This is a genomic window from Streptomyces sp. NPDC048516, assembly GCF_043199875.1.
Classification (GTDB): domain Bacteria; phylum Actinomycetota; class Actinomycetes; order Streptomycetales; family Streptomycetaceae; genus Streptomyces.
The window spans coordinates 255,454-267,605 of record NZ_JBICWS010000007.1 but is presented as its reverse complement, the minus strand read 5'-3'; the positions used below and the strand labels follow the sequence as shown (position 1 = coordinate 267,605).

The 12,152-nt window shown below is 70.0% G+C and carries 11 protein-coding genes; 4 read left to right on the top strand and 7 right to left on the bottom strand.

Going from position 1 to position 12,152, the window contains the following annotated elements:
- Positions 1-2: 2 nt before the first annotated feature.
- Genes tal through pgl form a run of 4 tightly spaced genes read left to right on the top strand, consistent with a single transcriptional unit; the run spans position 3 to position 4,461 of the window.
- Positions 3-1,121 (top strand): transaldolase, encoded by a 1,119-nt coding sequence (gene tal, locus ACGFR7_RS16910; protein WP_393319154.1) that lies wholly within the window; start codon positions 3-5, stop codon positions 1,119-1,121.
- 6 nt (positions 1,122-1,127) lie between these two features.
- On the top strand, positions 1,128-2,660 hold the full coding sequence (zwf, locus tag ACGFR7_RS16905) for a glucose-6-phosphate dehydrogenase (RefSeq protein ID WP_393319151.1): 1,533 nt from the start codon (positions 1,128-1,130) through the stop codon (positions 2,658-2,660).
- The gene (gene opcA / locus ACGFR7_RS16900; protein WP_393319148.1) at positions 2,657-3,682 is read left to right on the top strand and encodes a glucose-6-phosphate dehydrogenase assembly protein OpcA; all 1,026 of its coding nucleotides are present in this window, start codon (positions 2,657-2,659) and stop codon (positions 3,680-3,682) included. Before zwf ends, opcA begins: the two co-directional genes overlap by 4 nt.
- Positions 3,679-4,461 (top strand): 6-phosphogluconolactonase, encoded by a 783-nt coding sequence (gene pgl / locus ACGFR7_RS16895; RefSeq protein ID WP_393319146.1) that lies wholly within the window; start codon positions 3,679-3,681, stop codon positions 4,459-4,461. The genes opcA and pgl overlap by 4 nt, the downstream gene beginning before the upstream one ends.
- Before the next feature lie 123 nt (positions 4,462-4,584).
- Here the strand turns inward: pgl and pgi are convergent, their stop codons facing one another.
- From pgi to gap, 7 genes are all read right to left on the bottom strand, one after another.
- Positions 4,585-6,237, bottom strand: coding sequence for a glucose-6-phosphate isomerase (pgi, locus tag ACGFR7_RS16890; RefSeq protein WP_393319420.1), 1,653 nt, complete (start codon positions 6,235-6,237; stop codon positions 4,585-4,587).
- Positions 6,238-6,294: 57 nt separating this feature from the next.
- Positions 6,295-7,653: an MFS transporter gene (locus ACGFR7_RS16885; protein WP_393319143.1), complete on the bottom strand. Its 1,359-nt coding sequence runs from the start codon at positions 7,651-7,653 to the stop codon at positions 6,295-6,297.
- A 299-nt stretch (positions 7,654-7,952) separates the two neighbouring features.
- Positions 7,953-8,288: an RNA polymerase-binding protein RbpA gene (locus ACGFR7_RS16880; protein ID WP_078518748.1), complete on the bottom strand. Its 336-nt coding sequence runs from the start codon at positions 8,286-8,288 to the stop codon at positions 7,953-7,955.
- A gap of 155 nt (positions 8,289-8,443) precedes the next feature.
- Positions 8,444-8,680 carry a preprotein translocase subunit SecG gene (gene secG / locus ACGFR7_RS16875; RefSeq protein ID WP_006606295.1) on the bottom strand — a complete coding sequence of 79 codons (237 nt, stop codon included), beginning with the start codon at positions 8,678-8,680 and terminating at the stop codon, positions 8,444-8,446.
- Positions 8,681-8,822: 142 nt separating this feature from the next.
- Positions 8,823-9,599 (bottom strand): triose-phosphate isomerase, encoded by a 777-nt coding sequence (gene tpiA, locus ACGFR7_RS16870; RefSeq protein WP_393319139.1) that lies wholly within the window; start codon positions 9,597-9,599, stop codon positions 8,823-8,825.
- A 5-nt stretch (positions 9,600-9,604) separates the two neighbouring features.
- Complete coding sequence (locus ACGFR7_RS16865) at positions 9,605-10,807, bottom strand: phosphoglycerate kinase (protein WP_393319136.1); 1,203 nt, start codon at positions 10,805-10,807, stop codon at positions 9,605-9,607.
- Between the two features lie 115 nt (positions 10,808-10,922).
- Complete coding sequence (gene gap / locus ACGFR7_RS16860; RefSeq protein ID WP_129296974.1) at positions 10,923-11,927, bottom strand: type I glyceraldehyde-3-phosphate dehydrogenase; 1,005 nt, start codon at positions 11,925-11,927, stop codon at positions 10,923-10,925.
- Between the last annotated feature and the right edge of the window lie 225 nt (positions 11,928-12,152).

Here is a 12,152-nt window from a genome sequence, read left to right as displayed (position 1 = left end):
CCATGACAGACGCACTCAAGCGCCTCTCCGACGAAGGCGTCGCGATCTGGCTGGACGACCTGTCGCGCAAGCGCATCACGTCCGGCAACCTCGCCGAGCTGATCGACCAGCAGCATGTCGTCGGTGTCACGACGAACCCGTCGATCTTCCAGAAGGCGATCTCCTCGGGTGACGGCTACGAGCAGCAGCTCGCCGACCTCGCCGCCCGCAAGGTCACCGTCGAGGAAGCCATCCGCATGATCACGACGGCGGACGTCCGCGACGCCGCCGACATCCTGCGCCCGGTCTTCGACGCCACCGGCGGCCAGGACGGCCGGGTCTCCATCGAGGTGGACCCGCGCCTGGCGCACCACACCGTCCCGACCATCGCCGAGGCCAAGCAGCTGGCCTGGCTGGTGGACCGTCCCAACACGCTGATCAAGATCCCGGCCACCAAGGCGGGCCTCCCGGCGATCACCGAGGTGATCGGCCTGGGCATCAGCGTCAACGTCACCCTGATCTTCTCGCTGGAGCGCTACCGCGAGGTCATGGACGCCTACCTGGCGGGCCTGGAGAAGGCCAAGGCCGCGGGCCTGGACCTGTCCCTGATCCGCTCGGTCGCGTCGTTCTTCGTGTCCCGGGTGGACACCGAGATCGACAAGCGCCTGGAGAAGCTGGGCACGGACGAGGCCAAGGCCCTCAAGGGCAAGGCCGCACTGGCCAACGCCCGACTGGCCTACCAGGCGTACGAGGAGGTCTTCTCCTCGGAGCGCTGGGCCGCCCTCGACAAGGCCGGCGCCAACAAGCAGCGTCCGCTGTGGGCCTCGACCGGCGTCAAGGACCCGGCCTTCAAGGACACCCTGTACGTCGACGAGCTGGTCGCCCCTGGCACGGTCAACACCATGCCCGAGGCCACTCTGGAGGCCACCGCCGACCACGGCGGGATCACCGGCGACACGGTGCGCGGGACGTACGACGCCGCCAAGGCCGACCTGGCGGCGACCGAAAAGCTCGGGATCTCGTACGACGAGGTCGTAAAGGTCCTGGAGGACGAGGGCGTGGAGAAGTTCGAGGCGTCCTGGAACGACCTGCTCAAGTCCACGGAGGCGGAGCTCAAGCGCCTCGCTCCCTCGGAGGGCTGATCTCCCTTGTCTGATGCACACGGAGCCAACCCGCTTCGTGACGCCCTGGACCGACGGCTCCCGCGTATCGCGGGGCCGTCGGGCCTGGTGATCTTTGGCGTCACGGGCGATTTGTCCCGTAAAAAGCTGATGCCCGCCGTCTACGACCTGGCCAACCGCGGTCTGCTGCCGCCGGGTTTCTCGCTCGTCGGGTTCGCCCGCCGGGAGTGGGAACACGAGGACTTCGCGCAGGAGGTGTACGCGGCGGTCAAGGAGCACTCGCGTACGCCGTTCCGCGAGGAGGTCTGGCAGCAGCTGGTCCAGGGCTGCCGCTTCGTCCAGGGCAACTTCGACGACGACGAGGCCTTCGAGACGCTGAAGGAGACGATAAACGAGCTCGACAAGGCCCAGGGCACCGGCGGCAACTTCGCCTTCTACCTGTCCGTGCCGCCGAAGTTCTTCCCCCAGGTCGTCCAGCAGCTGAAGAAGCACGGGCTGGCCGACCAGAAGGAGGACTCCTGGCGGCGCGCGGTCATCGAGAAGCCCTTCGGGCACAACCTCAAGAGCGCCCAGGAGCTCAACCGGATCGTCCACGAGGTCTTCCCGCCCCACGAGGTCTTCCGGATCGACCACTACCTGGGCAAGGAGACGGTCCAGAACATCCTGGCGCTGCGGTTCGCCAACACGATGTTCGAGCCGCTGTGGAACCGCAGCTATGTCGACCACGTCCAGATCACGATGGCCGAGGACATCGGCATCGGCGGCCGGGCCGGCTACTACGACGGCATCGGCGCCGCCCGTGACGTCATCCAGAACCACCTTCTCCAGCTGCTCGCGCTGACCACCATGGAGGAGCCCGCCTCCTTCGAGGCGGATGCGCTGGTCGCGGAGAAGACCAAGGTGCTGGGCGCGGTCCGGCTGCCCAAGGACCTCGGCAAGGAGACGGTCCGCGCGCAGTACGCGGAGGGCTGGCAGGGCGGCGAGAAGGCCGTCGGCTACCTCCAGGAAGACGGTATCGACCCCAAGTCGAAGACCGACACCTATGCCGCGATCAAGCTGTCGATCGACAACCGCCGCTGGGCGGGCGTCCCCTTCTACCTGCGCACCGGCAAGCGTCTCGGCCGGCGCGTCACCGAGATCGCGGTGGTCTTCCAGCGTGCCCCGCACTCCCCCTTCGACCGCACCGCCACCGAGGAACTGGGGCAGAACGCCCTGGTCATCCGGGTGCAGCCGGACGAGGGCGTGACCGTCAGGTTCGGCTCCAAGGTCCCGGGCACCTCGATGGAGGTACGGGACGTGTCGATGGACTTCGCCTACGGCGAGTCCTTCACGGAGTCCAGCCCCGAGGCGTACGAGCGGCTGATCCTCGATGTGCTGCTCGGCGACGCCAACCTCTTCCCGCGCGTGGAGGAGGTGGAGCAGTCCTGGCGGATCCTCGACCCGATCGAGGAGTACTGGGAGAAGCACGGCAGGCCCGCGCAGTACCCGGCGGGCAGCTGGGGCCCCGCCGAGGCGGACGAAATGCTCGCACGAGACGGACGGAGCTGGCGTCGGCCATGAAGATCGATTTGACGGAAACCACGTCCAGCAAGATCAACAAGGCGCTGGTCGAGGGACGCCGCGCGATCGGCACCCCGGCCATAGGCATGGTGCTCACCCTCGTCATCGTCACCGACGAGGAGAACGCCTACGACGCGCTGAAGGCGGCCAACGACGCCTCGCGTGAGCACCCCTCGCGCACCCTCGTCGTCATCAAGCGCGTCAGCCGGTCGCCGCGCGACCGCGCCAAGGCCCGCCTCGACGCCGAGGTGCGGCTCGGCACGGACGCCGGCACCGGCGAGACGGTCATACTCCGGCTCTACGGCGATGTGATCGACCACGCCCAGTCGGTGGTGCTCCCGCTGCTGCTGCCGGACGCACCGGTCGTGGTCTGGTGGGCGGTGAACGCCCCGCTGGACCCGGCCAAGGACCCGCTCGGCGCGCTGGCCCAGCGCCGGGTGACCGATGCCTACGCCGCCGAGCAGCCCATCGAGGAGCTGGCGGCGCGCGCGGACACCTACACCCCGGGTGACACCGACCTGGCCTGGGCCCGCATCACGCCCTGGCGCTCGATGCTGGCCGCGGCGCTCGACCAGGCCCCGTGCACGGTGACCTCGGCCGAGGTCACCGGCGAGGAGTTCAACCCCAGCTGCGAGCTGCTTGCCATGTGGCTGGCCGACCGGCTGCAGGTCCCGGTCACCCGCAAGGTGTCCGGCGGCCCGGGGCTGACGGCCGCACGGATGGAGTCCAGCACCGGTGCGATCGTGCTGGACCGCCCGGACGGTTCGCTGGCCACGCTCTCGATGCACGGCCAGCCCGACCGCGCGGTGGCGCTCAAGCGGCGGGACACCGCCGAGCTGCTGGCCGAGGAGCTGCGCCGGCTCGACCCGGACGAGATCTACGCCGGCGCCCTGAAGTACGGCGTGGACCGGATCGGTGACGGCACGGACGGGCAGCCGGCCGGCGGGGAGCCGGAGGCCGGCAAGGACGCACCGGCCAAGCCCGCGGCGAAGAAGGCAGCCAAGAAGGCAGCCGCCAAGTGAGCGCTCCACAGGTCGTCGTCCACCGCGACAAGGAGCTGATGGCCAAGGCCGCGGCGGCCCGGCTGATCACGAAGATCGTGGATGCCCAGGCCGCCCGCGGCTTCGCCTCCGTGGTCCTGACCGGCGGGCGCAACGGCAACGGGCTGCTCGCGGCCCTCGCCGAGGCGCCCGCCCGCGACGCCGTGGACTGGTCCCGGCTCGACCTGTGGTGGGGCGACGAGCGGTTCCTGCCGGACGGCGATCCGGAGCGCAACTACACCCAGGCCCGGCAGGTGCTGCTGGACAGCGTCCCGCTGGACCCGGCCCGGGTGCATCCCATGCCCCCGTCGGACGGCCCGTACGGCAAGGATGCCGACGCCGCCGCCGAGGCGTACGCGGCCGAACTGGCCGCCGCCGCGGGCCCCGAGGACCACGGGCCGGTGCCCTCCTTCGACGTCCTGCTGCTGGGCGTCGGCCCGGACACCCATGTGGCCTCGCTCTTCCCCGAGCTGCCCGCCGTCCACGAGCAGGAGCGGACGGTGGTGGGGGTGCACGGCGCCCCCAAGCCGCCGCCCACCCGCACCTCGCTGACCCTGCCCGCGATCCGCGCGGCACGGGAGGTCTGGCTGCTGGCGGCCGGTGAGGACAAGGCCAACGCCGCGGCCATCGCGCTCTCCGGCGCCGGGGAGGTCCAGGCTCCGGCGGCCGGCGCACGGGGCCGCAGCCGGACCCTGTGGCTGCTGGACGGGGCGGCGGCGGCTCAACTGCCGCGCGGCCTCTACCCGCCGGCGTCGGCCTGAACGACGCAGCAGGAGCCGATGTGAAGGCCCCGCACCCTGAAGAGGGGGTGCGGGGCCTTCGGCGTCGCCGTGGTCACCGGGCCGCGCCGCCGGTGATCCCGGCGATCCCGGCGACCGCGGCGATCAACGCCCGCGCAGCTCCCGGTACTTGGCGACCAGGCCGGCCGTGGAGGCGTCGAGGCCCGGCACCTCGGCGCCTTCCGTCAGGGCCGGTTCGACGCGCTTGGCCAGGACCTTGCCCAGCTCCACGCCCCACTGGTCGAAGGAGTCGATGTTCCAGACCGCGCCCTGGACGAACACCTTGTGCTCGTAGAGCGCGATCAACTGGCCCAGCACGGAGGGGCTGAGCTCACCGGCCAGGACGGTGGTGGTGGGCCGGTTGCCCGGGAAGGTCTTGTGCGGCACCAGCTCCTCGGCCACGCCCTCGGCACGCACCTCCTCGGGCGTCTTGCCGAAGGCCAGCGCCTGGCCCTGGGCGAACAGGTTGGCCATCAGCAGGTCGTGCTGGGCGACCAGGCCCGGCTGCAGATCGTCGACCGGCCGGGCGAAGCCGATGAAGTCGGCCGGGATCATCTTCGTGCCCTGATGGAGCAGCTGGTAGTAGGCGTGCTGGCCGTTCGTGCCGGGAGTGCCCCAGACGACGGGGCCGGTCTGCCAGCCGACCCGATGGCCCTCGCGGTCCACGGACTTGCCGTTGGACTCCATGTCCAGCTGCTGCAGGTAGGCGGTGAACTTGGAGAGGTAGTGGCTGTAGGGCAGCACGGCATGCGACTGGGCGTCCCAGAAGTTGCCGTACCAGATACCGAGCAGGCCCATCAGCAGCGGGGCGTTCTCCTCCGGCGGGGCGCTGCGGAAGTGCTCGTCGACGAGGTGGAAGCCGGCCAGCATCTCGCGGAAGTGCTCCGGACCGATCGCGACCATGAGCGACAGGCCGATGGCGGAATCGTAGGAGTAGCGGCCGCCGACCCAGTCCCAGAACTCGAACATGTTGTCCGTGTCGATGCCGAACTCCGCGACCTTCCCGGCGTTGGTCGACACCGCCACGAAGTGCTTGGCGACGGCCTCCGTCCCGGCACCGAGACCGGTCAGCAGCCAGTCGCGGGCCGAGGTGGCGTTGGTGATGGTCTCGATGGTGGTGAAGGTCTTCGAGGCGACGATGAACAGCGTCTCGGCCGGGTCCAGATCGCGGACCGCCTCGTGCAGATCGGCACCGTCCACATTGGAGACGAAGCGGAACTGCATGTCCCGGTGGGTGAAGGCGCGCAGCGCCTCGTACGCCATCGCCGGGCCCAGGTCCGAGCCGCCGATACCGATGTTGACGACGGTCTTGATGCGCTTGCCGGTGTGGCCCTTCCAGTCGCCGGAGCGGATCCGGTCGGCGAAGGTTCCCATCCTCGTCAGGACGTGGTGCACCCCGGGGACGACGTTCTCGCCGTCGCTCTTGATGGCCTCGGAGGCGGGGGCGCGCAGCGCGACGTGCAGGACGGAGCGCCGCTCGGTGATGTTGATCTTCTCCCCGCGGAACATCGCGTCCCGCAGCTGGGCCACCCCCCGCGCCGCGGCCAGGTCGCGCAGCAGCCCCAGCGTCTCGTCGGTGACCAGATGCTTGGAGTAGTCCAGGTGCAGATCGCCGACCTGGAGGGTGTAGCGCTCGGCGCGCCCCGGATCCCGCTCGAACAGCTCGCGCAGATGTACCTGCGCCAGCTGCTCCCGGTGCTTGCTCAGCGCGGTCCACTCAGGCAACTGATCGAGCCTGCTGCGGCCTTCTGCGTTCATCTCGGACATCAGCCTTCTTCATCTCGTACCGGCCCCGCCGTCTCCCAACCTAATTGATCAGCGCGCGGTGGGGGCACCTCCCACTCGAGCGAAGCCGAGAGAGGGGGAAGGCAGCTGTCCACCACCGGACCAGGTGCTGTCGGGGGCCTGAAGAACAGGTATCAGCGCGACGGTGCCCAGGGCCAGCAACGCGGCGGCCAGCAGCGCCGGACTGCGGGGACCGTACACCCCGGCGGCCACGCCCCCGAGCAGCGCGCCGAGCGGTGTCCCGGCGACGGAGACCGTGCGGAACGCGGCGCTGACCCTGCCGAGCATCCCGGCCGGGCTGCGCTGTTGTACGACGGTGGTCTCCAGCACGTTGACCACCATGGAGGCGAAGCCGAACAGGCCCAGGAAGACGGCCGCGGCCGCCGGAGAGCGCAGCGTCCCGAGGCCCGCCAGCACCACGGTCTGGAGCGCCCCGGCGATCAGCAGGGCAGGGCCGCCGCCCCCGGCCGCGGCGATCGCCCGCCGTGCGAGGAGGCCGCCCAGCACCATCCCGATGCCGTACCCGGTCGTCACGGCCGCATAGCCGAAATCCCCGGCGCCCAGCCAGCTCTTGACGACCACCACCAGGGTCGCGACCAGCGCGCCGAGGCCGATGTTGGCCAGCGCCACCGACAGGCAGAAGGCACGCAGCACCCGGTCGCGCCACAACTGCCGTATGCCGTCGGCGATGTCGTGCCGCAGGGTGCGTCCCGCGACGGCCGGACGGGCGGCCGGCGGGCCGGTGCGCAGCGAGGCGACCAGGGCGGCCGCAAGGAAGTAGGTGGCCGCGTCGGCCAGGAACGGGAGTGCGGCGCCGAGCGCGAGGAGCACCGGAGCGAGCGGCCCGCCGATGAACCGTCCGGCCACCTCCTGGCAGGTCATCAGGCGCGCGTTGGCACGGCCCAGCTCCTCCTGGGGCACCACCGCGGGCAGCAGGGCCGTGGCGGCGTTGTCGAAGAGCGTCTGGAGGGTGGTGAGCGCAAAGGAGAGGGCGAGCAGCAGCCCGATGCCCACCCGGTCGAGCGCCACGGCCAGGGCGAAGCCGGCCATCAGCAGCCCGCGCAGCACATCGACCGCCCACATCGCCCGCCGCTGGTCCACCCGGTCCGCCACCGCACCACCCAGCAGCCCGAAAAGCAGCCAGGGAACGAAGCCGCAGGCGGTGACGAGCGAGATCAACAGCGGGGAGTCGGTCAGGGCGTAGGCGAGCAACGGCAGCGCCATGCCGCGCAGTGCGTCACCGAAGCGGGAGACCGCGGCGGCGCCACACAGCCGGCCTAAGCCACCGCCCCGGACGAACGCGCCGGCTCCCGCCGCACGGTCCCGCTCCGCGCTCCGCGCCGTGCCCCTCCCCGTGGCAGCATCCGCACCTGCCTTCCTGTGTGCCATCCCGCCCCCGTCTTCCGTCTCGTGCGCATACGGAAAACGGTACGGGCGACCACTGACAGCGGCCCTCGGGCAACTTCCCCATCCGCTGCCTCAGATGAGCCCGGTCCGGCCGGTTGGGCCGGTCCGGCCGGTCGTGGAACGAGCGCGCGGCGCAGACGTGGAACGGGCGCGGCGCAGACGTGGAACGGGCGCGGCACGGACGCGGCACAGGACCGGCTCGCGACGGCCTGCCAACGCGGCCGGCCCGGCCGGAGGGGGTGCGTCCCCTCCGGCCGGGCCGACCGAGATGAGCTGGTCCGTCAGATTTCGCCGCGGAGCTTGGCGAGCGCCTCCGCGAGGATCGCCTCGCCGTCGGCGTCGCTGCGGCGCTCCCGGACGTAGGCGAGGTGGGTCTTGTAGGGCTCGGTGCGCGGCGGGTCCGGCGGGCTTTCCCGGTCCTTGCCTGCCGGGAAACCACAGCGCGGGCAGTCCCAGGTGTCAGGAACCTGCGCGTCGCCGGCGAAGCTGGGCTGCGTCTCGTGCCCGTTGGAGCACCAGAAGGAGATGCGGGTGCGCGGCGCGGACTCGCCGCGCTCGGCCTCCCCCATCGGCCCCGCCCCGACCCGACTTCCTCGGATCGCGTTGCCACTTGCCACGGTTGTAACTCCCTGCGTCATGGTGCTGCACAGCCTCTCGCAGCAGCTGGGCTGCGGAACGCCCCAGTCTACGTAAGGCCCAACGCGCGTCCAGTGGCTGGAGTTACCCGTCCGAGGACGCCTCCCTCATGATAGGCCGCGCCTCCGACGCCTTGTCAGTTGCCGAGCTTCATCAGGATGCCGAGCACGACGATGCAGGCGAACCAGAGCAGACCGATCACGATGGTGATGCGGTCGAGGTTGCGCTCGGCGACCGAGGAGCCACCGACCGAGGACTGCATGCCGCCACCGAACATGTCGGACAGGCCGCCGCCCTTCCCCTTGTGCATGAGCACCAGCATCATCAGCAGCAGGCTGAAGACGATGAGGGCGATCGAGAACCCGATGACCACGGCTGGACCAACTCTCTAGGACTGACGGACGGAGGTAAGGATCAACGATATCGGTAACAAATGGTGCGGGGCCGGGGACGGCGCTGCTGCACCGGTCCCGGCCCCGACAGGGTACGACGAGGGCTCCCCCTCGTCATAGCTGCTACTGGTCGCGGAAGCGGACGATCTTCACAAACTCGTCCGCGTCCAGCGCCGCGCCGCCGATCAGCGCGCCGTCGACGTCGGGCTGCGCCATGATCGCGGCGACATTGCCGGACTTGACCGAGCCGCCGTACTGGATGCGGACCTTGTCGGCCAGCTCCTGGCTGTAGAGCTCGGCGAGGCGGCCGCGGATGGCACCGCACACCTCCTGCGCGTCCTCGGGGGTGGCGACCTCGCCGGTGCCGATGGCCCACACCGGCTCGTAGGCGATCACGACGGTCTCGGCCTGCTCGGCCGGGACGTCCTTGAGGCCGCCGTCGACCTGGGCGAGGGTGTGCGCGACCTGGTTGCCGGCCTTGCGCACGTCCAGGCCCTCACCGACACACAGGATCGGGGTGATGCCGTGCTTGAAGGCGGCCTTGACCTTGGCGTTGCAGATCTCTTCGTTCTCGCCGTGGTACTGGCGGCGCTCGCTGTGGCCGACGGCCACGTACGCGCACTTGAGCTTGGACAGCATCGAGCCGGAGATCTCGCCGGTGTAGGCGCCGGAGTCGTGCGCGGAGATGTCCTGGGCGCCGTACTTGATCTTGAGCTTGTCGCCGTCGACCAGCGTCTGCACCGAACGCAGGTCGGTGAAGGGCGGCAGGACCGCGACCTCTACGGCGTCGAAGTCCTTGTCGGCAAGGGCGAAGGCGAGCTTCTGGACGTGGGCGATGGCCTCGAGGTGGTTGAGGTTCATCTTCCAGTTGCCCGCCATCAGCGGGGTGCGGTCAGTCACGTTGTTCAGTCCTCCAGAGCGGCGAGGCCGGGCAGCGTCTTGCCTTCGAGGTATTCGAGGCTGGCGCCGCCGCCGGTCGAAATATGGCCGAATGCATTCTCGTCGAAGCCCAGCTGGCGAACGGCGGCGGCCGAGTCACCGCCGCCGACGACGGTGAAGGCGTCCGAGTCCAGCAGGCCCTTCGCGACGGCCGCGGTGCCGTCGGCGTAGTCGGGGTGCTCGAAGACGCCCATCGGGCCGTTCCAGAAGACGGTGGCCGCGTCGGCGAGCTTCGCGGCGTAGAGCTCGCGGGTCTTCGGGCCGATGTCCAGGCCCTCCTTGTCGGCCGGGATGGCGTCCGCGGCGACGGTCTCGGGGTGGGCCGGGGCCTTGGTCTTCAGGTCCGGGAACTCGGACGACACCAGGACGTCGACGGGGAGGACGAACTCCACACCGCGCTTCTCGGCCCGCGCCAGGTACTCCAGGCAGGCCGGCACCTGGTCCTCCTGGAGCAGCGAGATGCCGACCTCGTGACCCTTGGCCTTGAGGAAGGTGTACGCCATCCCGCCACCGACCAGGATGCGGTCGGCCTTCTCGATCAGCTGGTCGATGACGGCGAGCTTGTCGGAGACCTTGGCGCCGCCGAGCACGACGGCGTAGGGGCGCTTGACGTCCTCGGTGAGCTTCTTCAGGACGCGCACCTCGGTGGCGATCAGATCGCCGGCGGCGTGCGGAAGGCGCCGGGGCAGGTCGTAGACGGAGGCGTGCTTGCGGTGCACGGCACCGAAGCCGTCGCCCACGTACAGGTCCGCGAGGGCGGCGAGACGGTCGGCGAAGGCGGCGCGCTCGGCGTCGTCCTTGCTGGTCTCGCCCGCGTTGAAGCGAAGGTTCTCCAGCACGGCCACCTGGCCGTCGGCCAGCGCGGCCGTCACGGACGCGGCGGACTCACCGACCGTGTCGGTCGCGAACGCCACGGCCTGCCCGAGGATTTCCCCCAGCCGCTCGGCGGCGGGACCCAGCGAGAACGCCGGGTCCGGGGCGCCCTTGGGACGGCCCAGGTGGGAAGCGACGATCACCTTGGCGCCGCGCTCGACGAGCTTGGCGATCGTCGGGGCAACGGCGCGGATCCGGCCGTCGTCGGTGATGGTGGTGCCGTCCAGCGGCACGTTCAGGTCGGCGCGGACAAAGACCCGCTTACCGGCTACCTGGAGGTCGTCGATCGTCTTCATGAGGAATGACTCCATCACATGGGTCGGTCGGTCGCGGAACGGGGCTCGTGCGACGCCTCATCGCGTCACACGAGCCCCGTCCCCACATCTCGGTGTCCCGGGTGTCAACCAGGGATCAGAGCTGGCCGCCGACGAAGGTGGTCAGGTCCACCAGGCGGTTGGAGTAGCCCCACTCGTTGTCGTACCAGCCGACGACCTTGACCTGCTTGCCCTGCGACATGGTCAGCTGGGAATCGAAGGTGCAGGACGCCGGGAAGTTCACGATGTCCGAGGAGACGATCGGGTCCTCGGTGTACTCGAGGACGCCCTTGAGCTGACCCTCGGCGGCCTTCTGGAAGGCGGTGTTGATCTCGTCCTTGGTGACCTCGCGGTCGAGCTCCAGGACCAGGTCGGTGACCGAGCCGGTGGGGACGGGCACGCGCATGGCGATGCCGTCCAGCTTGCCCTTGAGCTGCGGGAGGACCAGGGCGGTGGCCTTGGCGGCACCCGTCGAGGTCGGAATGATGTTCTCCGCGGCGGCGCGGGCGCGGCGCAGGTCGCTGTGCGGGAAGTCCAGGATGCGCTGGTCGTTGGTGTAGGCGTGGACCGTGGTCATCATGCCCTTGACGATGCCGAAGTTCTCGTCGAGAACCTTCGCCATCGGCGCCACACAGTTGGTGGTGCAGGAGGCGTTGGAGATGACGTGGTGCTGGGCGGCGTCGTACTTGTCCTGGTTGACGCCCATCACGATGGTGATGTCCTCGTCCTTGGCGGGCGCGGAGATCAGGACCTTCTTGGCGCCGGCCGCGAGGTGCTTCTCGGCGTCGGCCTTCTTGGTGAAGATGCCGGTCGACTCGATGACGATGTCGGCGCCGAGCTCGGCCCACGGGAGGTTGGCCGGGTCGCGCTCGGCCATGGTCTTGAAGGTCTGGTTGCCGACCGTGATGCTGTCGTCGGTGTGGCTGACGGGCTGCTTGAGACGACCCAGGATGGTGTCGTACTTCAGCAGGTGGACCAGGGTGGCGTTGTCGGTCAGGTCGTTGACACCGACGATCTCGATGTCCGCACCCTGCTCCAGGAGCGCACGGAAGTAGTTGCGACCAATGCGGCCGAATCCGTTAATGCCTACGCGGATCGTCACGAACCGATCTCCTCGTTGGTGCGCCGGCGCAGTTACCGGCGAGCTGTATGGGATGTCCCCGACCGCCTCCGACCCTACCCCCTGCAAGAGACGTACGTGACATTGACATCGACGCCGAAAGGTGCTCAAGTGAGCGCCCTTCAGCCCCTCTGACGTCCGCCTTTACGCGCCCCCTCGGCGCCCCTGCACACAGCGGCGCCCCCGGCGCCCGATACGGGCGCCGGG